This is a genomic window from Providencia rettgeri (assembly GCF_001874625.1).
GTDB lineage: Bacteria > Pseudomonadota > Gammaproteobacteria > Enterobacterales > Enterobacteriaceae > Providencia > Providencia huashanensis.
The window spans coordinates 710,453-732,560 of sequence record NZ_CP017671.1 but is presented as its reverse complement, the minus strand read 5'-3'; the positions used below and the strand labels follow the sequence as shown (position 1 = coordinate 732,560).

18 protein-coding genes are annotated in these 22,108 nt (G+C 41.1%); 4 read left to right on the top strand and 14 right to left on the bottom strand.

Annotation, left to right across the window (positions count from 1 at the left end; all coding sequences use genetic code 11):
* Positions 1 to 20 precede the first annotated feature (20 nt).
* Positions 21 to 995 carry a hypothetical protein gene (locus RB151_RS03130; RefSeq protein ID WP_071547693.1) on the bottom strand — a complete coding sequence of 325 codons (975 nt, stop codon included), beginning with the start codon at positions 993 to 995 and terminating at the stop codon, positions 21 to 23.
* A 205-nt stretch (positions 996 to 1,200) separates the two neighbouring features.
* Here RB151_RS03130 and RB151_RS03125 point away from each other — a divergent pair, with 205 nt between their 5' ends.
* Positions 1,201 to 1,695, top strand: coding sequence for a GNAT family N-acetyltransferase (locus RB151_RS03125; RefSeq protein WP_042849056.1), 495 nt, complete (start codon positions 1,201 to 1,203; stop codon positions 1,693 to 1,695).
* A 58-nt stretch (positions 1,696 to 1,753) separates the two neighbouring features.
* Here the strand turns inward: RB151_RS03125 and deoD are convergent, their stop codons facing one another.
* The 10 genes from deoD to RB151_RS03075 form a co-directional block, all read right to left on the bottom strand.
* A complete protein-coding gene (deoD, locus tag RB151_RS03120) occupies positions 1,754 to 2,470 on the bottom strand; it encodes a purine-nucleoside phosphorylase (RefSeq protein ID WP_004914779.1) in 717 nt (238 codons plus the stop codon).
* A 1,167-nt stretch (positions 2,471 to 3,637) separates the two neighbouring features.
* On the bottom strand, positions 3,638 to 4,861 hold the full coding sequence (gene deoB / locus RB151_RS03115; RefSeq protein ID WP_042849057.1) for a phosphopentomutase: 1,224 nt from the start codon (positions 4,859 to 4,861) through the stop codon (positions 3,638 to 3,640).
* 53 nt (positions 4,862 to 4,914) lie between these two features.
* Positions 4,915 to 6,237 (bottom strand): thymidine phosphorylase, encoded by a 1,323-nt coding sequence (gene deoA, locus RB151_RS03110; RefSeq protein WP_071547692.1) that lies wholly within the window; start codon positions 6,235 to 6,237, stop codon positions 4,915 to 4,917.
* A 48-nt stretch (positions 6,238 to 6,285) separates the two neighbouring features.
* Entirely contained in the window at positions 6,286 to 7,065 is a 780-nt protein-coding gene (deoC, locus tag RB151_RS03105) for a deoxyribose-phosphate aldolase (protein WP_048608471.1), read from the bottom strand.
* 488 nt (positions 7,066 to 7,553) lie between these two features.
* On the bottom strand, positions 7,554 to 8,837 hold the full coding sequence (locus RB151_RS03100) for a NupC/NupG family nucleoside CNT transporter (protein ID WP_173424848.1): 1,284 nt from the start codon (positions 8,835 to 8,837) through the stop codon (positions 7,554 to 7,556).
* A 304-nt stretch (positions 8,838 to 9,141) separates the two neighbouring features.
* Positions 9,142 to 9,927, bottom strand: coding sequence for a TatD family hydrolase (locus RB151_RS03095; protein ID WP_071547691.1), 786 nt, complete (start codon positions 9,925 to 9,927; stop codon positions 9,142 to 9,144).
* The gene (locus tag RB151_RS03090) at positions 9,920 to 11,002 is read right to left on the bottom strand and encodes a patatin-like phospholipase family protein (protein ID WP_048608473.1); all 1,083 of its coding nucleotides are present in this window, start codon (positions 11,000 to 11,002) and stop codon (positions 9,920 to 9,922) included. The genes RB151_RS03095 and RB151_RS03090 overlap by 8 nt, the downstream gene beginning before the upstream one ends.
* Before the next feature lie 150 nt (positions 11,003 to 11,152).
* Complete coding sequence (locus RB151_RS03085) at positions 11,153 to 11,563, bottom strand: BON domain-containing protein (protein WP_042849062.1); 411 nt, start codon at positions 11,561 to 11,563, stop codon at positions 11,153 to 11,155.
* 195 nt (positions 11,564 to 11,758) lie between these two features.
* On the bottom strand, positions 11,759 to 13,348 hold the full coding sequence (gene prfC / locus RB151_RS03080; RefSeq protein WP_042849063.1) for a peptide chain release factor 3: 1,590 nt from the start codon (positions 13,346 to 13,348) through the stop codon (positions 11,759 to 11,761).
* A gap of 212 nt (positions 13,349 to 13,560) precedes the next feature.
* Entirely contained in the window at positions 13,561 to 14,625 is a 1,065-nt protein-coding gene (locus tag RB151_RS03075) for a tartrate dehydrogenase (protein WP_042849064.1), read from the bottom strand.
* A gap of 102 nt (positions 14,626 to 14,727) precedes the next feature.
* On the opposite strand from RB151_RS03075, the gene RB151_RS03070 reads away from it, so the two are divergent.
* Together RB151_RS03070 and RB151_RS03065 are read left to right on the top strand one after the other, a co-directional pair.
* On the top strand, positions 14,728 to 15,645 hold the full coding sequence (locus tag RB151_RS03070; RefSeq protein ID WP_042849065.1) for a LysR substrate-binding domain-containing protein: 918 nt from the start codon (positions 14,728 to 14,730) through the stop codon (positions 15,643 to 15,645).
* Between the two features lie 34 nt (positions 15,646 to 15,679).
* On the top strand, positions 15,680 to 16,585 hold the full coding sequence (locus tag RB151_RS03065) for a helix-turn-helix domain-containing protein (RefSeq protein WP_042849066.1): 906 nt from the start codon (positions 15,680 to 15,682) through the stop codon (positions 16,583 to 16,585).
* A gap of 43 nt (positions 16,586 to 16,628) precedes the next feature.
* On the opposite strand, the gene RB151_RS03060 is transcribed toward RB151_RS03065, so the two are convergent.
* The 3 genes from RB151_RS03060 to RB151_RS03050 are packed head-to-tail and all read right to left on the bottom strand — an operon-like array spanning position 16,629 to position 20,213.
* Positions 16,629 to 17,582, bottom strand: coding sequence for a PDR/VanB family oxidoreductase (locus RB151_RS03060; protein WP_042849067.1), 954 nt, complete (start codon positions 17,580 to 17,582; stop codon positions 16,629 to 16,631).
* A gap of 15 nt (positions 17,583 to 17,597) precedes the next feature.
* The gene (locus RB151_RS03055; RefSeq protein ID WP_071547690.1) at positions 17,598 to 19,046 is read right to left on the bottom strand and encodes an NAD-dependent succinate-semialdehyde dehydrogenase; all 1,449 of its coding nucleotides are present in this window, start codon (positions 19,044 to 19,046) and stop codon (positions 17,598 to 17,600) included.
* A gap of 39 nt (positions 19,047 to 19,085) precedes the next feature.
* Entirely contained in the window at positions 19,086 to 20,213 is a 1,128-nt protein-coding gene (locus RB151_RS03050; RefSeq protein WP_042849069.1) for an aromatic ring-hydroxylating oxygenase subunit alpha, read from the bottom strand.
* Between the two features lie 318 nt (positions 20,214 to 20,531).
* Between RB151_RS03050 and RB151_RS03045 the strand changes: the two genes are divergently transcribed.
* Entirely contained in the window at positions 20,532 to 22,091 is a 1,560-nt protein-coding gene (locus RB151_RS03045) for a BCCT family transporter (RefSeq protein WP_197679467.1), read from the top strand.
* Positions 22,092 to 22,108 lie beyond the last annotated feature (17 nt).

The following is a 22,108-nucleotide window of genomic DNA, read 5'->3' as shown; positions in this document are numbered from 1 at the left end:
TACCTCTAAATAAGCTTTTTTTATTTTTTTATGAAAAAAAACAATTTACATTCAATAGTATTTAATAATCGCTCCCGTAAGCTTTTAGGTTTCATCTTGATATCATCGAATATACGGACAGGCTTGACTATTGCAGTCTCTATTTTTATATAATCACCAAGATTACTCTCAATTCTATTCAGCGTTGCCTGCGGTAAGATCTCAAATGCATATTCGTATAACTCATTTAGTTTCTTAATAAATACTTCTGGTTTCTCTTCTCTCTTCAAACTCAAAACATTCTCTCTAAAGTGAATAAATAGCTTATCGGGAACATCTTTTATTCTACTCATTTTAGAAATTATTTCAGTTAATTTATTATATAACTGATTAGCAACATCAATCGGTTCTGGTATTTTTATAGTTTCTTTTGGTAGCGGAGGAAGAGGTTTTAAATCAGTACATTCTGTATTTTTAGCTATCTCCATTGGTTCTTTTAAATAGCTAACAATGAATTCATTTGTAACATATTCTTTATCTATAAAAAGCTCATAAAAGTCATAAATTTTAATAACAACGTCATCCGAAGATTTCGTTTTTTTCATTTCTCTAATTGTTTCTTTAATGAGATCAATGCTTTTATTGTCTACTTTATTATTTTTCAATAAGCTATAGAAATTTTCTTCTATTTCATTTGGAATGGTAATCGCTTCCATCAATGGCGGCCATTTCGTCCTCTTAATGACTCTTATTCTATATTCATTTCTTTCAAGTCCAACTTGAGTTAGATTATTACCTTTCAATACACCGTGAAGAGGTGGCTCTGCATATTTAATATCATCAATATTATTTTTATTCTTTTCTCTTAGATTTATGGGCGATAATGTTGGAGTCTGTTTAATATTTTTAATTTGTTTAGTAACATATTTTTTAATTTTTTTCGGAGCACTCTTTATGTGAACTTTTTTCATTGTTAAACTAGTGAAAAAATTTTTTTTACTCATTGATTCAAGCATGATAATTCCTCTGAATAAATTACTGAACGCTATATAGCCAAAATCGTATATCTATTTATTATGTTGTGATATCAGATAGCGATTTTGTTTATTTTTAGTCACTCAATTTGTAATGCCTTTCATGACGTTGATGACTATCGATTGACAGATTATCGTTTTAATGTGATTAATATTCTTATAATAAATAACGATAAAGAGATTCTATATGAATAATGTAACCATCCGCAGAGCAACACTGGACGATGTCCCTGCAATCACCCAAATGCACGCTGACTATTCGGCATATGCCAACACATTGCAGCTTCCTTATCCAAGCGAAAAAATATGGGAAGCCCGGCTAGGCACGAGTGATCCGTTGGTAACACAATTTGTTGCCACTATTGATAAGGAAGTTGTAGGTTTGCTAGTCATTAGTCAGCCTAACCAAGTGCGCCGTCGCCATGTCGCCACTTTCGGTATTACCGTCAGTGAAGCTCACCAAGGCAAAGGTATTGGCTCACAACTGATGCAAGTGATGGTGGATTATTGCGATAACTGGTTGAATGTGCGCCGTATTGAGTTAGAAGTATTTGCGGCAAATGGCAGTGGTGTTGGGCTATATGAAAAGTTTGGCTTTGAACTCGAAGGCCGCATGAGAGACTATGCGTTTCGTGATGGGCAATATGTCGATGCCGTGATGATGAGTAGAATCAAAAAATAGCGATAAAAAATGCCACACAATAGGTGGCATTTTAGTGCATCATGAAAACATCTAACGACTATTTGTCGCCTAATAGCACTGAATCTAATGCAATTTCAATCATCTCATTGAACGTAGTTTGACGCTCTTCTGACGTGGTTTGTTCACCCGTTTTGATGTGGTCAGAAACGGTACAAATCGTTAATGCGCGCGCACCAAACTCAGCCGCCACACCATAGATACCCGCAGCTTCCATTTCAACCCCCAGAATGCCGTACTTTTCCATCACTTTAAACATATCAGGGTCTGGTGAATAGAACAGATCCGCAGAGAACAAATTACCAACGCGCACATTCACGTTTCTTGCTTTTGCTGCTTCAACCGCATTGTGGACTAAGTCATAGTCTGCAATCGCTGCAAAGTCATTTTCTTTAAAACGTTGGCGGTTAACACGCGAATCCGTACAAGCGCCCATACCTATTACAACATCACGCAGTTTTACATCATCCATCACTGCGCCACATGAGCCCACACGAATAATCACTTTTACACCGAAATCGGTGATCAGCTCTTTTGCATAGATAGAGCATGAAGGGATCCCCATGCCGTGACCCATAACAGAGATTTTGCGACCTTTATAAGTCCCTGTAAAACCTAACATGCCACGCACATTATTGACTTGGCGAACATCCTGAAGGAAAGTTTCAGCGATGTATTTTGCACGTAATGGGTCGCCTGGCATCAAAACGACATCAGCGAAATCACCCATTTCTGCATTAATATGTGGAGTTGCCATGATTATTTCCCTTTAAACGATTAAATATTGTTAAATTAATAAGGTGGTCTCCCACCTTATTATTAAAAAAGATGACAGCAAAGCCTTGCCCATTACCTTTAATTCCCCGCCATTACCCTAAATAATTTGAGTTGTAGCAAGGCGGCAAGTAAAACCATCCCTATGAGCATACACAAGTATGTGATTAGGGTGGTTTTGTGCAGCCAACAAACTACAGCTAAAAGTATGACGACAAAACTCGCCCATCGCCCTTTAATTGCTCGAAATTACCCTAAATAATTTGAGTTGTAGCAAGGCGGCAAACAAAATCATCCCTATGAGCATACACAAGTATGTGATTAGGGTGGTTTTGTGCAGCCAACAAACTACAGCTAAAAGTATGACGACAAAACTCGCCCATCGCCCTTTAATTGCTCGAAATTACCCTAAATAATTTGAGTTGTAGCAAGGCGGTAAGCTAAACCATCCCTATGAGCATACACAAGTATGTGATTAGGGTGGTTTTGTGCAGCCAACAAACTACAGCTAAAAGTATGACGACAAAACTCGCCCATCGCCCTTTAATTGCTCGAAATTACCCTAAATAATTTGAGTTGTAGCAAGGCGGTAAGCTAAACCATCCCTATGAGCATACACAAGTATGTGATTAGGGTGGTTTTGTGCAGCCAACAAACTACAGCTAAAAGCATGACGACAAAACTCGCCCATCGCCCTTTAATTGCTCGAAATTACCCTAAATAATTTGAGTTGTAGCAAGGCGGCAAACAAAACCATCCCTATGAGCATACACAAGTATGTGATTAGGGTGGTTTTGTACAGCCAACGAACTACAGCTAAAAGCATGACGACAAAACTCGCCCATCGCCCTTTAATTGCTCGAAATTACCCTAAATAATTTGAGTTGTAGCAAGGCGGCAAACAAAACCATCCCTATGAGCATACACAAGTATGTGATTAGGGTGTTTTTGTACAGCCAACGAACTACAGCTAAAAGCATGACGACAAAACTCGCCCATCGCCCTTTAATTGCTCGAAATTACCCTAAATAATTTGAGTTGTAGCAAGGCGGCAAGTAAAACCATCCCTATGAGCATACACAAGTATGTGATTAGGGTGGTTTTGTGCAGCCAACACCGCTACAGCTCAAAGTATGACGGGTAATGGGTATTAGAGCATTGGCTTACCATACTCCATCGGAGACAAATCAAAGTATTTTGCGACTGTTTGCCCTATGTCCGCGAACGTTTCACGGTGGCCTAATGAGCCTGGTTTAACTTTCGGGCCATAAATCAGCACTGGGATATGCTCACGTGTATGGTCAGTACCTGGCCAGGTTGGGTCACAACCATGGTCTGCGGTTAAAATCAGAATGTCGTCTTCTTTAACCAGTTTCATTAACTCAGGTAAACGACGGTCAAATAGTTCTAATGCAGCGGCGTAACCTGCTACATCACGGCGATGGCCATATGCGGAGTCAAAATCAACAAAGTTGGTGAATACAATAGTGTTATCACCCGCCAGCTTCATTTCTTCAACGGTCGCATCGAACAGTGCATCAATACCTGTTGCTTTGATTTTCTTAGTGATACCAACGTGCGCATAAATATCGGCAATTTTACCAATAGAAACGACTTCACCTTGTTTTTCATCAACTAATTTTTTTAATACTGTTGGAGCTGGTGGCTCAACTGCTAGGTCATGGCGGTTACCAGTACGTGTGAAGTTACCTGCTTTATCGCCAACGAATGGGCGAGCGATAACACGACCTATATTGTAACCACCTTTAGTTAGCTCTTCGCGAGCAATTTCGCACAGCTCATACAGTTTGTCTAAGCCATAGGTTTCTTCGTGACAAGCAATTTGGAATACAGAGTCTGCTGAAGTATAGAAAATCGGTTTCCCCGTTTTCATATGTTCTTCACCCAGTTGGTCAAGGATGACCGTACCTGATGAGTGGCAGTTACCCAAATAACCCGGTAAGTTGGCTTTTTTAACTAAGGTATCCAGCAATTCTTGTGGAAAACTATTTTCTTCATCAGAGAAATATCCCCAATCGAAAAGCACAGGCACACCTGCTATTTCCCAGTGACCTGATGGCGTATCTTTACCTGAAGAAATTTCGCTTGCATAACCGTATGCACCAATAATTTCTGCATTAGGATCTAACCCCGCAGGGAATGAACCGCTTGATTCTTCTCCTGCTTTACCTAAACCTAATTTAGTTAAGTTAGGTAAATGAAGAGGGCCTTTACGACCAATATCTGCTTCACCACGAGCACATGCATCTGCAATGTGGCCCAATGTGTTTGAACCTTCATCACCGAATTTATGCGCATCATGCGCTGCACCAATCCCAAAGGAATCTAAAACCATAATAAATGTGCGTTTCATATTTTTTCTCCCGCGGTACATTCAAGTCAACATACCACTAAAATCTCTGTTTATTACTCGCTGATTTGGCGATATACCATCGGTGTTTCTTGTGGAGCTTTATCTCCAATCACCATTGCATCCCGCACTTCTTTCGCAGCGTCTTCCCATGCTTTTTCACTGTTCGCATGGATAATAGCTAATGGCGTTTGTGTATCTACTTTAGAGCCTAACGCCGCGATATCACTCAAACCAACACTGTAGTCAATTGGGTCTGACGCTTTACGGCGTCCCCCACCTAACGTCACGACGGACATACCTAATGCACGGGTATCCATATGTGTGACAATACCGTCTTTTGGTGCATAGACCGCTTTGCTTAATACTGCGGTTGGTAGGTATTTATTGTAATTTTCAACAAAATCAACTGGCCCTTTTTGAGCCGCAACCATGCGCCCAAAGACTTCAGCAGCTTTGCCGTTATCCAATACCGCTTGTAACTTCTGGCGTGCTTCATCACGATTAGCCGCTAATGATCCAGACACTAACATTTCAACACACAGTGCCATAGTCACTTCATACAAACGTGGGTTACGGTATTCACCTGTTAAAAATTGTACGGCTTCACGCACTTCAACCGCATTACCTGCACTTGATGCCAATACTTCATTCATATCAGTCAATAACGCGGTTGTTTTGCAACCAGCGCCATTTGCGACCTTAACGATCGATTCTGCAAGTTGCTCGGATTTTTCATAAGTCGGCATAAATGCTCCGGAACCAACTTTGACGTCCATAACAAGAGCATCAAGGCCTTCCGCCAGCTTTTTACCTAAAATTGATGCGGTGATCAGCGGAATTGAATCAACTGTTGCCGTAATATCACGGGTGGCATAGAAGCGTTTATCTGCAGGTGCTAATGAGTTTGTTTGGCCAATAATGGCAACACCTACGTCTTTGATAATGTCACGAAAACGGGAATCATCAGGGAAAATATCGAAATTTGGAATTGCTTCGAGTTTATCTAATGTACCACCAGTATGACCTAAACCACGGCCTGAAATCATCGGAACATAACCACCACACGCTGCAACCATAGGGCCAAGCATCAGTGAAGTCACGTCGCCTACCCCACCAGTCGAATGTTTATCGACTAATGGGCCATTCAGGTTAAGTGATTTCCAATTAAGAACTGTCCCTGAGTCACGCATTGCCAATGTCAGAGCAACGCGTTCAGGCATCGTCATATCATTAAAATAGATAGTCATTGCTAATGCAGCAATTTGACCTTCTGATACTGAATTATCACGAACACCATTGATAAAGAAACGAATTTCTTCTTCACTTAGTGGTTTACCATCGCGTTTTTTACGAATAATTTCTTGTGCCAGAAACACGATATACTCCTTTAAAGTCGAATTTATCGGTTAACAATATTGCGAAAATTAATAATTGCTGCTTGATTTTTTAACGTCAAAACCTAGCGTATTTAATAAATTTGCTAATAAGCTTGATGCACCAAAACGGAAATGGCGGCTATCAGCCCAATCGTCACCTAAAATTCTTCCTGCTAATGCTAAGTAATCTGCTGCTTCTTCTGCAGTACGAACGCCACCAGCCGGTTTAAAACCAACCGTTTTGGCTACGCCCATATCGTGGATCACTTGCATCATGATTTCTGCACTTTCTAATGTCGCATTAACAGGCACTTTACCTGTTGATGTTTTAATAAAATCAGCGCCAGCTTTAATTGAAATTTCAGAAGCTTTGCGGATCAATGCTGCCTCTTTTAATTCACCGGTTTCAATAATCACTTTCAGCAACACATTTGCCGCAGCACAAGCCTCTTTACAGGCTTTCACTAAATCAAAACCAATTTTTTCATTCCCCGCGATCAGCGCTCGATATGGGAAAACCACGTCAACTTCATCTGCACCATAAGCAATCGCCGCTTTAGTTTCAGCTAATGCGATTTCGATGTCATCATTACCATGAGGGAAGTTCGTTACTGTCGCGATACGGACGTCTGGAGTACCTTGTTCACGTAATGTTTTACGTGCAATAGGGATAAAGCGAGGATAAATACAGATTGCAGCTGTATTACCTGCTGGGCTTTTCGCCTGATGGCATAATGCGATTACTTTTGCATCAGTATCGTCATCATTTAAAGTGGTTAAATCCATCAGGGTCAGCGCGCGTTGTGCGGCTGCTTTTAAATCAGTCATATAACTCTCCAACGTTGTTAATTCTTCAGAACGACACGTTCTTTGTTGGCGAGCGGGCTTGGTTCCTTAAAGATGCTAGTCGGATACTTTCCGAACTGAGCAGCTGAGATCCTTCTCACCGCATCATGCCCTAGAGTAACTTTACTCTGAGAACTAGCAGTTCCATAGCAGCTTACTAATGATAGTAGACCATGGAATAGCGTTATTTTATGTGCTACAAATCACATTAATCGACTGAATGTTACATTATTAAAATAATAAATGTGATAAAGATTGCAATTATACCTAATCTGACGGCCATTTTATTCTCTCAAATGGCTTTTCGATACATGCTTTATCATTAATTTACTACGTTAAGAGTAGTTGAAAATTTTCGATTGATATAAAAATTCACAAAAGAATATAACGCATCAAATTAAAAACGGAAGGACAAGAGCCCTTCCGTTATATTTGTTTAAGAGAGCCAGCTTTTGCCCCTCGAAACAACATCAAGCAACTGCCGCTGCACCTAAAGTCAGGAAGAAGCCTGCAATTGTTGCACTCATTAAGTTAGACAGTGTACCTGCCATAACCGCTTTCATGCCTAAGCGTGCGACATCACCGCGGCGACTTGGCGCCATTCCGCCCAACCCACCTAATAAGATAGCGACAGATGATAAGTTAGCAAACCCACACAGCGCAAAAGAAATAATCGCTTTTGTATGGTCAGATAACACTTGTTTACCCGCGGCTAAAACCTCAGCATCTGCCTTCATGTACTCACCAAAGTTCATGAATGCAACAAACTCATTCACAACAATTTTTTGGCCAATGAAAGACCCTGCGACTGTCGCTTCGCTCCATGGCACCCCAATGAGAAATGCAATCGGTGCGAACAACCAACCGAGTAATAGCTCCAGTGATAATTGAGGATAATCAAACCAGCCACCAATTCCACCTAAAATACCATTAATTAACGCGATCAACGCGATAAAAGCCAATAACATTGCACCCACGTTCAGCGCAAGTTGCATCCCTGATGAAGCCCCTGAAGCGGCTGCATCAATAATGTTGGCAGGGCGCTCGTCTTCAGCAACTAAATCCGTCGCATCAACTCTGTCTTTAACATCTTCTGTTTCTGGTACCATCAGCTTGGCAAATAATAGCCCACCCGGCGCTGCCATAAAGGATGCAGCTATCAGGTATTCCATTGGGACGCCCATTTGAGCATAACCCGCCAATACTGACCCTGCAACAGATGCCAAACCACCACACATGATGGCGAATAGCTCAGATGTTGTCATTGTTGCGATATATGGACGTACCACCAGTGGCGCTTCTGTTTGACCAACAAAGATATTCGCTGTGGCTGATAACGATTCTGTTCTGGAGGTTCCTAAGACTTTTTGCAGACCACCGCCTAATACCTTTATCACTAACTGCATGATGCCTAAGTAATATAGAACCGCAATCAGTGATGAGAAAAAGACGATGATAGGCAGCACGCGAAAAGCAAAAATAAAGCCGCCGCCACCAAATAATTCAAACATTTTATCGGAAACAAGGCCCCCAAAGATGAAACTCATCCCATCTTGACCATAACCAATAACTTTAGAAACAGCGTCAGACATTCCTTGGAGCACACTACGCCCCGCGGGAACATAAAGGACAAATGCGCCAATAACAAGTTGGATTAAAAATGCACCACCGACTGTGCGGAGTCGAATAGCCCGGCGATTGCTAGAAAATAGGACGGCTATCGCGATAAGCACCGCCATTCCTATAATACTCATAATGAGCTGCATGGAAGGATCCCTGTTCACTTGATTTTAAATTGATATATAAGGAAACGTGTACGTCACCTTGTCTCTTAGTTTGATGATTATACCTAGTCATCATGAATAACCCGCAATACTCATCACAAATACGTGGTGCAATAAACAATAAAAATTCAAATAATGTGACAAAAATCACAAACAAGACTCGGTTTAGTCTGGAAAGGCACTAAACATCTCATCAACCAAAGCAAAATATGAATGGAGCAAAATAGATAGGTAGCAAGCTTACATAAATATTATTTATCGTTTATTTGCGGTTTTACTCCGTTAGATTAAATAACGACAAACTATTGTTGTAAAGTTGTTGGGCAATTTCTGCGGGGGATTCGTGGCGAAGTTCACATAATGCACGAAAAACCCATTGAATACGTTCTGGCCGATTTGGCTCGCCTTGAAAACCTGACACTGGCATGTCCGGTGCATCCGTTTCTAGCAGTAACGAGGAAAGGGGTAAATTAGATATCACATTACGTGTTTTATTGGCTCTTTCATAAGTAATCGTCCCACCAACACCAATATAATAGCCAAGTTTAACAAAAGCTTGTGCTTGAGATAAGCTCCCTGCAAAGCCATGAATAACACCACAAGCAGGGACATCCATACGGCGCAATATCGCCGCTAGCTGATCGTGGCTTTTTCGTGAATGCAAAATAACAGGTAAATCGAATTGTTTTGCCAGCCTTAATTGTGCAGAAAGTATTTTTTGTTGATGCTCGAACTGTGGATTTTGCATGTAAAGGTCTAACCCTATCTCCCCTATCGCCACACAGTTTTTATCTTTTTTATTAAGGTAATCGACTAAAATATCAATGTGTTGATCTTGATACTGGCTTAAGTACAAAGGGTGAAAGCCCATCGCGGCATACAACGATGAGTGCTGCTGTGCTAGTTGCCACACGCGTGCAAAATTATCGACACTGACAGTTGGGATAATAATCTTACTCACCCCATTTTGCTTAGCAAGCGCTAAACTGTCAGTAAATGCATCACTGAAAGGTGGGAAATCAAAATGGCAATGGGTGTCAATAAACCGCAGATTATCCATCTAGCTTCTCACTAGCTTGCATCCCTTTTAGGGGCTGTGTAGCCATTGTAGGGACTAAATCTCGATGTTCTTCTGGCTCGATTTGTATATCAATCGGGTTTAATTCTATTTTTTGCTCTAAGGTACGGCTAAATCTACGCCTATTTTCAATAAACGCATCCCCAAGTGCCGCCATAAAATAGCGGCCGCATCGTCTACCCGTATGATAATCTTGGTTCAATGAAGAAACTTTACTTCCCAGCGCACTGCTCTTGAGTGGAACCGGTGGGTAAATTTCAAAGATCTGTACATCCTTAGGTGGATTTTCAATAAATTCCTGCGTCTTACGGTAGCTTTTAAGGTGAATTTTTAACATTGCAGCCATGCGCTGCAAGCCATTACTATCCCCCTCTAACCAGCGAGTCATTCTTTTCACCCATTCAGGCGTAAAATACATTTGTGATGGCACTGTACGGATCACAACAATCGTCTCAGCACCACGATGATAAGCCTCTTCAACTGGAACCGCCGCGCTGATCCCACCATCGAGGTACAAAGTCCCACCAAGCTCAACACCTGTTCGATAAAAACCAGGAATAGCGCTAGAAGCACGGATAATATCTAACCAAGAATCTGCTGTAGGTTGTAAGAACTCAGCCATAAAGTCATCGCTGCGGCTTGTCCCCATATAGAACTCGCGCCCTGATGCAAGTAATTCAAGCCCTGCTTGCATCCGCAATGGTAATTCTTTTGCCGTTGTTTCAACTAACCAGTCAAGGTCAATAAGGTGCCCCCCACGAATAAACCGTAGTGGGTTAAAGAAAGCAGAATTGGTGGTATAGCGAGTAATCACTCGTCGTGCATAACCTGCTTGGCCGCAGATATAAGCAGAAAGATTTTGTGCCCCAGCAGAGGTACCAATCATTAAGTCAAAAGGATTAAAATCGGAAATTAAAAACTCGTCCAGTACGCCCGCAGTAAAAATCCCTCGTTGCCCACCACCTTCACATATCAGTGCGGTTTTCCCCGAGTTAATGTTGTCTAAAAATGCGAGGGGCTCAATAGTGCCCAATGTCACTGCGACGTGTTTCCCCATACTACCCCTTAATCCGTTATTTCTTGTATTTTTGACTAAAGGCTCTCAAGCCACCTAAAAATAGAATGAGCCTTCTAACGAAAGCCCATTCTAACGGATCTGTATAATAAATATTCAGCAATTTGCGCTATTGATACATTTATTTACCAATCAGTTGGCAAGCACCAGACCATTTTGGACTGATTTCACCCCATTAACTTGTGATGCCACCAGTACAATTTTGTCAATTTGATCCGTCGAGGTGACAAAACCTGATAAATAAACCACTCCATTAACGGTTTTCACTGATACATTATTACTCGAAATACCTTTCGTACCGAGTAGTTTTCCTTTCACATCAGCGGTGATCGCAGAGTCATCAATATACTCACCCGTATTTTTTGCACCGCTCGAAATTGCATTTCCTGTATCTTTACCCGCCATTTCAACGGTTTTTGACGCGCTGTCCCACGTTTCTGAAGCTTGTTTTTTCAAAGCGCTATCTGATGATGAGCTACAAGCCGTGAGCGCCCAGCTCAACCCAATAACCCCCAAACAGCTTAATAGCGTTGCTTTTTTCATAAAAAACCTTCCTTTCACTGTGATGGACTAACTAATAATATAGCCTAAGTAAAAAAACGTTAAAAATAAAGAGAAAGAAGACAAAGACAGAATATTCTTGATGCAAATGCGATAAAAAACAGAAAAATAGGCTTTAAAAGAAGGTCGAAAGAAGATCCCCCGCTACAAAACTAGTAGCGGGAGAGAAAAAACGTATTAGTGTTCGCGTGTTTTACGGAACCTAACATCAGGGTAGCGTTCACTAGTGAGATTTAAGTTCACCATTGTTGGCGCAATATAAGATAGGTTATCACCGCCATCAAGTGCTAAATTTTGCTCATTTTTACGTTTAAATTCTTCGAATTTTTTCGCATCGTCACACTCAACCCAACGAGCTGTAGAAACGTTTACGGCTTCGTAAATAGCTTCTACGTTATACTCGCTTTTCAGGCGTGCCACTACCACATCAAACTGCAACACACCGACCGCGCCAACAATTAAGTCATTATTGGTTAACGGACGGAAAACTTGTACCGCACCTTCTTCCGAAAGTTGAACAAGGCCTTTTAACAGTTGCTTTTGTTTTAATGGGTCACGTAAACGAATACGGCGGAACAATTCAGGTGCAAAGTTAGGGATACCCGTAAACTTCAACTCTTCACCTTGTGTAAAGGTATCACCGATTTGGATAGTCCCATGATTATGTAAGCCGATAATATCCCCCGCATAAGCATTCTCAACTTGAGAGCGGTCACCAGCCATAAAGGTTAAGGCATCAGAAATTACCACATCCTTTTTAATACGCACTTGACGTAGTTTCATGCCTTTTTCATAAGTACCTGAAACAATACGCATAAATGCAACACGGTCACGGTGTTTCGGGTCCATATTAGCTTGGATTTTGAACACAAAGCCCGTAAATTTTTCTTCTGTTGCTTTCACTTCACGCAAATCTGTTTTACGCGCTTGTGGTTGTGGAGCCCATTCGACTAGCCCGTCTAACATATGGTCAACACCAAAGTTACCTAAAGCCGTACCAAAAAATACCGGGGTTAACTCACCTTGCAAAAATGCTTCATGGTCAAATTCATGGGATGCGCCTTGAACAAGCTCAAGTTCATCACGTAATTGGGCTGCCAGTTCGTCTCCCACAGCAGCATCCAATTCAGGGTTATTTAACCCTTTAATAATGCGAATTTCTTGAATTGTATGGCCTTGACCTGTTTGGTATAGGATGGTTTCATCACGCAGTAAGTGGTAAACACCTTTGAATAATTTACCGCAACCTATAGGCCATGTGATTGGGCAACAGGCAATTTTCAGCTCGTTTTCCACTTCATCCATTAATTCCATTGGGTCGCGAATATCACGGTCCAATTTATTCATGAATGTTAAGATTGGCGTATCACGTAAGCGAGTAACTTCCATCAGTTTACGTGTCCGGTCTTCAACCCCTTTACCTGAGTCAATAACCATCAAGCAGCAGTCAACCGCAGTCAACGTCCGGTAAGTGTCTTCCGAGAAATCTTCATGCCCTGGGGTATCAAGTAGGTTAACAAGGCAATCGTTATAAGGAAATTGCATGACAGAGGTAGTAATCGAAATACCACGCTGCTTTTCCATTTCCATCCAGTCGGATTTAGCGTGCTGGTTAGAACCCCGGCCTTTTACCGTACCAGCCCGTTGAATAGCATGCCCGAACAATAACACTTTTTCAGTGATTGTGGTTTTACCCGCATCGGGGTGGGATATGATAGCAAACGTTCTACGTGTGCTAACTTCATGGAGAAAGTTCTGATCTGTCATTTAACCGTTCTTTTCGTTTATATACAGATTTGTATAGGCATTCGAAGAGGCTTGATTTGGCTCTAAGCGCAGCAAATCCGTTTTGTTAATCAAAATTGGTGGATATTTTCGCAGATCTTGGGGGTATTAACAATCAAAGCATCGAGGTACACGTAAAACAGTACCTCGACCCTGTAGCAAATTAGCTAAATGATAACAATATAAACCACTGGTTAAAGCGCCACTAAGTGAGCAATTTCCTCTCCAAGTGCTTGTGTACTGGCATCCCCACCCATATCACGAGTTAAGTTCCGGCGCTGTTTAATCGCGGTTTCCACTGCGCTCATAATAGTATCGTGGATATCTTGGCAGCCTAAATGCTGCATCATCATGGCTGCGGCCCAAATAGTACCGATTGGGTTTGCAATATTTTGCCCTGCAATATCTGGCGCAGAGCCATGAACTGGCTCAAACATTGATGGAAATTCTTTTTCAGGGTTAATATTTGCAGATGGTGCAATCGCAATCGTGCCAGTACAAGCAGGCCCTAAATCAGACAAAATATCACCAAATAAGTTTGACCCAACAATCACATCATAAAACTCAGGCATTCGAACTAAGTTGGCAGCAAAAATATCGATATGGAATTGGTCGACTTTAATTTCTGGGTATTGTTTTGCCATTTCAGCTACCCGACTGTCCCAATAAGGCATTGAATGAAACAAACCATTCGATTTAGTCGCGGAACTTAAATGTTTTTTGTCGCGCGATTGTGCTAAGTCAAACGCATATTTTAAAATACGGTCGGTACCTTTACGGGTGAAGATACTTTGCTGCAACACCATTTCTTCATCAGTACCTTCATATTGAATACCACCAATAGCCGAATACTCACCCTCCACGTTTTCACGCACCACATAAAAATCAATATCTCCGGGGTTTTTATCCGCAAGTGGGCACTTGATGCCATCAAACAAACGTACGGGGCGAAGATTCACATACTGGTTAAATGCGCGACGAATTGGCAGTAATAACCCCCACAAAGAAATATGATCAGGCACCCCAGGGAAACCAACCGCCCCTAAAAAAATAGCATCAAATTTTTTCAATTGTTCTAAGCCATCTTCAGGCATCATACGCCCCGTACGATGGTAAGTTTCACATGACCAATCAAAATACGTAAAGTTAAGCTTTATATTATGTTTACTCGCTGCCGCTTCTAAAACTTTTATCCCCTCAGGGATCACTTCTGTACCGATGCCATCACCTGGGATTACTGCGATATTAAATTGTGACATAGTGAAAACCTCTGATAAATGAATTGGGTATGTTTGTTCTCCAGTTTATGGCTTGCTGTGATAAAGTATAGGCATGAAGTGTAATCCTTAGGTTTACAAACTATGAACAAGCTCCCAGCATTAGAGGATATCCGCGTTTTTGTGACTGTTGCGCGCCTAATGAGTTTTTCTCAAGCAGCTCAGCAACTGTTGGTTTCCCCTGCTTATATCTCTAAACGAATTAAATTGCTCGAAGAAAATTTAGGGCAAATATTATTTTTTAGGACTGCTCGTTCAATTAAACTCACCCATGAAGGGCAGATAATTTTACGCAGTAGTGAAGCGATGTTAGCAGAACTTGAACATATGCAAGAGCAGCTTAATGCATGTCGAGAAGAGATCCGTGGCTCGCTTCGCATTAGTTGTAGCACCGGGTTTGGTAGTACATACATTAACCCGTTCATCCTCACATTACGGGAAAGTTACCCTTTACTAGGGATTGACCTTACACTGACAGATAAATCCGTCGATATTATCAATGAAAATATTGATGTTGATATTTGTATCGGAGGCGCCATTTCCGAGCAATTCATTGCTAGACGTATCGCCCATAACCAGCGGGTTTTATGCGCATCACCAAGCTATTTGGCTAAATATGGCTACCCTAAATATCCGCAACAGCTTGAGCAAAAACACTTGTGCATTGCTATCAAGGAACGCAACCAAGCTCCAGCTGTTTGGAAACTTGAGCAGCAACAAGAAAGTATGACAGTCACACCGAACAGTAAGCTGACCGTCAATAATGGTGAAGTGGCCAAACAATGGTGTTTAAGTGGCGAAGGCATACTGCTGCGCTCCCTATGGAGCGTGCTTCCCGAATTGCAATCTGGTCAATTGATACGTGTTTTACCACAATGGCACCAAACAGCAGATGTTTATGCTGTTTATTCGAGAAGTATCCGAACTAGTGCTAATCTTAGAGTGTTTATTGAAAATTTAGAGCAATTCCTCACCAACAATTTACACCATGAACGCACTTAATTAAGTTTTATTAGCAAAAGGTGGATATGCATTGATGATAGAAGCAGAGACATTCAAAGAACGTTTATTAAAACTGCTAAAACAGAAAAAAATGAGCCAATTAAAAGCAGCTGAAGCCCTTGGTGTCTCAAGAACCGCGGTCAATAAATGGACAAAAGGTGGCATGATAGATGAAGATAACCTTGAAAAACTCGCCACACTATTGGATGTCGACAAAATTTGGTTGAAATACGGTGAATACACCAATAGCCTAATTACTGTCACCAATGCAGGGGTCATGCGTAATATAAATGAAGTCCACCTCCAAGAATCTGCGGATATCGTCACATGGGAATGGGACTTAATGAGCGGAGAGCTCAATTACTCTGATAACGTTGAAGCCGTTTATGGCATCAAAATCACCAGTAATGAAGATTTCTGGGCATTAATGGATCACCACTCTAAAGAAAAACTGGTTAATGGTTATTCCAAAATCATCCGCGAAGGTGGAGCCCATGAAATGGATTTCAAAATTAACTGGGAAGGTGAATACCGCTGGATAACATCTCGTGCCACAGGTGTTCGGGGTTCAAATGGAAAAGTAACTAAATTAGTCGGGATTAGCTTAGACAATACTGAACGTAAAAATAATGAATTACGCTTACGTAAAATCAAATGCTACTTTGATGTTTTACTTTCTCATTTCAATCATCTTGTTGTTTTCACAGACAAAGCGGGTGAAATTTTAGCCAGTAATTTAAACAGTCTCTCATCTGAAATAGACTACCTCGACCTACAACGCTTATTGTATCAATTAGTCATTAGTCATAAATCATGGCTAGATGAAGTACTCGATACTGGCCGAGGGCAGGTTGTTTTTCAAGATAAACAAATTACAGCTTATCAACATGTTAATGATGAACAGCAGATATTTTTAATGTTTGAGTTAAAAGATATCTGAGTGGTTAATCATTGCCCCATTGGGTAATCATGGGGCAACCCGGTTATAGGTCAAGCACTAGCCGCTTAGTTTTGGCGCGAGACACACACAGCATCATGGTTTTTTGCTGCGCTTTTTCATCATCATCAAGGTATAGGTCTCGGTGGTCTGCCTCCCCTTCTAATATTGCCGTTTCACAAGTACCACAGACTCCATTACGACATAAACATTCCACATTAATGCGCTTATCTGCTTCGATTGCCTGTAATATAGACATATCTTCACCAACAACTAAGCTAATCCCTGAACGCTGAAAATGCACTTCAAATGACTCACCTTCACTCGCGACTTCGCCAAAATTTTCAAAGTGAATCTGTGACTCGCCAAGATGTTTTTGACCTTCTTCAATCACATTATTAATTAATGATTCCGGACCACATACATAAACATGACTATGACTTGGTTGGCTTTTGATTAACTGCTCAACTGACATTCGCTGCCCTTGGCTGCTATCGTATACATGCAATCGGTCGCCAATACGCTCTTGTAAATGTTCGACAAAAGCCGCCGTTTTGCGGTCACGAAAACAGTAATGGAGTTCAAAATCCATATTGCCGTGCTCTAACTCATATAAATAAGAAAGAAATGGCGTAATACCGATCCCTCCAGCGATCAAAACATGCTTACACTTGTTGTTTTTCTCAAGCGAGAAAAAATTCTGGGCAGGGGATAAATATAAACTATCCCCTAAAGATAACTGCTCATGCATAAAAGCTGAGCCACCTTTTGAATTTTCATCACGCAGAACAGAAATGCAATAACTCCCACAGTGTTGCGGATCACTAATGAGTGAATACGCACGCTGTAAGCCAGCCTCTCCCCCCATATGAACGGTAACATGGCTTCCCGCACTAAAGGGCATAAAAGTACCGTCCTGTGCAACGAATTCGAACATTTTGATGTTTGGGCTAACCTGCTCTATTCGGCTAACATTTACCGCGATTTTTGCTTGGTTCATCACTGTTCTCCTTCCTTATTCAATATCGATACACAAGTACTTAATGCTTAAATAATCCTCAATGCCATAACGAGAGCCTTCTTTCCCTAAACCAGATTGTTTCACACCGCCGAATGGCGCAACCTCATTAGAAATCAAACCAGTATTGATGCCGACCATACCACTTTGCAGCTTTTCTGCGACACGATATACCCGATTCACATCCCGAGAGAAAAAGTACGCCGCTAGCCCATAAATAGTATTATTTGCCCGAGAAATTACTTCACTCTCATCATTAAAGCGGATCAATGTGGCAATAGGACCAAAAATTTCTTCATGAACAATGTCCATTGAATCATCAACATCTACCAATACTTTTGGATTAAAAAAGTTGGCTTGTTCTTTGATTTCATTACCTAATGTTAATAATTTAGCACCTTTCGCTAATGCATCTTGCAATAATGCATTCATTCCTTCTATTGCCTTAGATGTAATCATTGGCCCAATATCGGTACCCGCAGCAAGCCCATTTCCGACGGTTAATTTGGCCACTTCTGCGACAAACTTGGTTTTAAATTCGTCAAAAATAGCAGTATGAATATAGAAACGGTTAACACAAACACAGGTTTGCCCACCATTACGGAACTTGGCTTGAATAGCGGCAGTTACTGCTTTATCAATGTCTGCATCCTCAAAGACGATAAAAGGCGCATTACCACCGAGTTCTAACGACGTTTTCTTTATAGTCGATGCACACTGTTCTGATAATATTCGGCCTACTTGTGTCGAACCTGTAAACGAAAACTTACTGATAAGCTCATGTTTTGTCAGTCTTTCGCCTAAAATACGCGATTCCCCCGTCACAACATTAAAAACCCCTGCTGGAATACCCGCCTCATCGGCCAATTGAGCTAATGCAAGAGCCGTAAAAGGTGTTTCTGTCGCTGGTTTGATGATAATGCTACACCCTGCCGCAAGAGCCGGTGCCGCTTTACGGGTGATCATCGCAGCGGGGAAATTCCATGGTGTAATGGCACTACACACCCCGATAGGTTGCTTAATTGTCGAAATCCGGTTACTCCCAACAGTCTGAGGGATAGTCTCCCCATAAACACGTTTACCTTCCTCTGCAAACCATTCTATAAATGAAGCGGCGTAGCGAATTTCACCTTTAGCTTCATGTAATGGCTTACCCTGTTCTAAGGTCATTAAGCGACCGAGATCATCAACATTGGCTTCGATAAGCTCAAACCAACGTCGTAAAATGATAGAACGAGCCTTGGCGGTAAGCTGCTGCCAACCTTCCATCGCCATGTGAGCTTGCTCAATAGCCTCATCCACTTGTCTTGCCGACAAGCTGGGAATTTCTCCCAGCACAGATTGGTCAACAGGATTAGTCACAGGGATTTTCTGACCTGAATCAACCCATTGCCCATTGATATAACATGTCTGACGAAATAGCGCTGGGTTAGTTAACTTATGCATTTGTGACTTCTCCTCGTTCATTTATATTCAATAACGTAATTACTCGCTATGCGCACCAGCTAAAATCTTATGGAAATGAGCCACACCGTGTTCACTAATACCACTGCGTTGCCTATCTACCATAATTCTGCCTTGCCCACGGTAACCGCGAGATCTCAAGCCTTTTTGAACACTTTCAACGAGACGTAAATCTTCAGGACGAAAAACGGTACGATACCATTCGACTAAATTTTTCTGGTACTCCGTCAACTCTTCATTAAGGAAGTAAATATCATAATGCTGCAATGTTTCTCCGGCATTGACAGGGAACTCATAGATAACCGTCATAAAATCCCCTCCTGGCGGCATATTGAACATTGTGCTTGGCCAAATCCAAAAACCAAAGAAACGAGGATCTAATACAGATTCATCAAACTGATATGAAGACTCTGAAGGTTTAGCTTTACCGATTTGTACGGTCCAGTTATCCAATAATTGATGTTCATATACGCTAACATCCACTGAACTCGCGAAACTAACATGGTTAGTCGGGCAGTGATAACATTCAATATAATTATCAACGATAGTTTTCCAATTAGCTGGGGTACGGCTGACAAAACGTGCTGCCAATTTTAAATCACCAATCACAGCACAGGCTTCTTGCATTTTTTCTGCTAAACCAGGTAATTGCTGTTCAATTGGTTGAGGTTCTTCAGTTGTCATATTGACATAAATAAACCCTGCATGTTCAGTCACATGGAAAGAGCTTAATGACATGGCATCTGATTCAAAATTATTCACATTCTCACAATTGGTCGCATGTGCTAATTGACCATCCAGCTTGAATGCCCATGCATGATAAGGGCAAGTAATCACATTCTTAACTTTGCCACTTTCACCACTGATTAATTGGTGACCACGATGTGGACATACGTTATAAAAACCACGTAAAACATCATCACGACCACGAACGATCACGAGGCTTTCACCAATAAGTTCACGAGTGATATACGAGTTTTTTTCTTTTACTTCACTGATATGGGCAACACAAACCCATGAATTAGCAAATATTTTTTCTTTTTCATACTCAAAAATATCATCAGAAGTGTAATAACGTGCAGGGATCGTCCATGCGTTATCAATATCAAGGTGATCATTGATCGAAATGACTTTGGTTGCATTGCTCATAATTGCCCTCACTTTGTAAACTTATAGTTAACATATTTTTTATGAATGTTAATCCAGATCTCAATAATGATCAAACAAAATATTGACTAAAATTTATTCATTCATTATTTCATCAATAAAAACAATATAATATGCGATATATATTTACCGATTCTGTTAATGACAAGTTAATTATTTGTTGACTGCGCAATCTTTGCATGGCTATTCTCTGTAAACCAACAGTAGCTATTAACGAAAAACAACCTTACAAACACAATAGGAATTCCCTGCAAGCCAACTCTCATACAAAAAAAATAAGTGAGCAACCGGAGAAGAGGTATGATGAATCATAAGAAGTCTATATTTTACGTGTCGTTAGCCTTTAGTTTGGCGCTAATTAGTTTTGGCGCCTTTATCCCTGACAAACTGGAAGCATTTTCACACTCAGCTTTAAGTTTTATCTACAACAACCTAGGTTGGTTTATCTTAGGTTCCGTTTTTATCTTTTTTGCCTTTTGTATGTTCCTTGGTTTTTCTAAATTTGGGCACATTCGTCTAGGCGATGATGATGACAAGCCGGAATACAGCACCGTCACTTGGATTGCGATGCTATTTAGCGCATCAATTGGCATTAGCTTAATGTTTTGGGGGGTAGCGGAACCCGTCTCCTATTATATTAGTCCACCAATTGGCCAAGGCTCTACAGAGCAATCAGCCAAAGCGGCGATGCAATATGTCTACCTACACTGGGGGGTATCAGCTTGGGCTTGTTATGCACTCGTCGGCGTTGCATTAGGTTACTTTCAATTTAGAAAGAAACTCCCTGCATCAATGAGCTCAGTATTTTACCCATTACTTGGTGATCGTATTTACGGCTCGATTGGTAAATGGATCAACGTGTTAGTGATGCTTTCCATCGTTATCGGTATCGCAACATCACTCGGTTTTGGTACACTACAAGTTAACAGTGGAATGAACTATTTGTGGGGGTTACCAATTAGTATTTATGTACAAATTGGTTTAATTGCCATTATCACCGTCGTATATATCGCTTCCACTATTTCAGGGCTGCAGGGGGCAATTAAGCATCTATCCAACCTAAATATCGTACTTGCTATAGGGTTGATGGCATTTATCTTTATCTCTGGTCCAACACAAACGATTTTAAAAGTGTTATTCCAAGGCATTGGTGATTACGTACAAAACTTTGTCAGTATGTCTTTTCGCACCGAGCCGTACAACGATGGAACTTGGATTGCGAACTGGACACTCTTTTACTTCGGTTGGTGGATTGCATGGGCACCATTAGTCGGTAGCTTTGTAGCGCGTATCTCAAAAGGCAGAACGATTAAAGAATTTATGATTGGTGCCGTATTCATTCCTGTATTAAGTGCATTCGCTTGGTTCGCCGTGATGGGTGGGTCTGCAATCCATCTTATTCAAAACCTAGGACAAACAGCACTGGCTGACGCAGTAAAAACCGATGTTACTTCTGCGTTATTTAAATTTTTAGATTATTTTCCAGCCTCAACCTTTATTAGTATGATAGCTATTGTTCTGGTGTTGATTTTCTTTGTTACCTCAGCAAACTCAGCGGTTTTCGTACTCGGTATGGTAAGTGAAAATGGGAACCCAAACCCATCTCATGTGACGAAAACAATTTGGGGTGTGATCATTGCAGCGATTGCAATAGTACTCATCATGACTGGGGGGTTATCCGGCTTACAATCAGCCCTTGTTGCGATGGCCGTTCCATTATCTATCATGATGCTAATCATGTGTTATTCCACCTATAAAGGCCTGAACGAAGAAGTGAATGCACAAGCAGCAGCAAAAATACAACAGAAAGAAGATATTAAGCTGATGAATAAAACCATTCTTTCGGAAACAGAAAAATAAGAACCTAAATGACAAAA

Coding starts and splice junctions, on each gene's coding strand:
- RB151_RS03060 (WP_042849067.1), bottom strand. CDS start 17,582: ATGAACCAAGCAAAAATCGCGGTAAATGTTAGCCGAATAGAGCAGGTT.
- RB151_RS03055 (WP_071547690.1), bottom strand. CDS start 19,046: ATGCATAAGTTAACTAACCCAGCGCTATTTCGTCAGACATGTTATATC.
- prfC (WP_042849063.1), bottom strand. CDS start 13,348: ATGACAGATCAGAACTTTCTCCATGAAGTTAGCACACGTAGAACGTTT.
- RB151_RS03090 (WP_048608473.1), bottom strand. CDS start 11,002: ATGGGGAAACACGTCGCAGTGACATTGGGCACTATTGAGCCCCTCGCA.
- deoC (WP_048608471.1), bottom strand. CDS start 7,065: ATGACTGATTTAAAAGCAGCCGCACAACGCGCGCTGACCCTGATGGAT.
- deoB (WP_042849057.1), bottom strand. CDS start 4,861: ATGAAACGCACATTTATTATGGTTTTAGATTCCTTTGGGATTGGTGCA.
- RB151_RS03075 (WP_042849064.1), bottom strand. CDS start 14,625: ATGTCACAATTTAATATCGCAGTAATCCCAGGTGATGGCATCGGTACA.
- RB151_RS03070 (WP_042849065.1), top strand. CDS start 14,728: ATGAACAAGCTCCCAGCATTAGAGGATATCCGCGTTTTTGTGACTGTT.
- RB151_RS03100 (WP_173424848.1), bottom strand. CDS start 8,837: ATGAGTATTATAGGAATGGCGGTGCTTATCGCGATAGCCGTCCTATTT.
- RB151_RS03085 (WP_042849062.1), bottom strand. CDS start 11,563: ATGAAAAAAGCAACGCTATTAAGCTGTTTGGGGGTTATTGGGTTGAGC.
- RB151_RS03050 (WP_042849069.1), bottom strand. CDS start 20,213: ATGAGCAATGCAACCAAAGTCATTTCGATCAATGATCACCTTGATATT.
- RB151_RS03045 (WP_197679467.1), top strand. CDS start 20,532: ATGATGAATCATAAGAAGTCTATATTTTACGTGTCGTTAGCCTTTAGT.
- RB151_RS03065 (WP_042849066.1), top strand. CDS start 15,680: ATGATAGAAGCAGAGACATTCAAAGAACGTTTATTAAAACTGCTAAAA.
- RB151_RS03125 (WP_042849056.1), top strand. CDS start 1,201: ATGAATAATGTAACCATCCGCAGAGCAACACTGGACGATGTCCCTGCA.
- RB151_RS03095 (WP_071547691.1), bottom strand. CDS start 9,927: ATGGATAATCTGCGGTTTATTGACACCCATTGCCATTTTGATTTCCCA.
- RB151_RS03130 (WP_071547693.1), bottom strand. CDS start 995: ATGCTTGAATCAATGAGTAAAAAAAATTTTTTCACTAGTTTAACAATG.
- deoD (WP_004914779.1), bottom strand. CDS start 2,470: ATGGCAACTCCACATATTAATGCAGAAATGGGTGATTTCGCTGATGTC.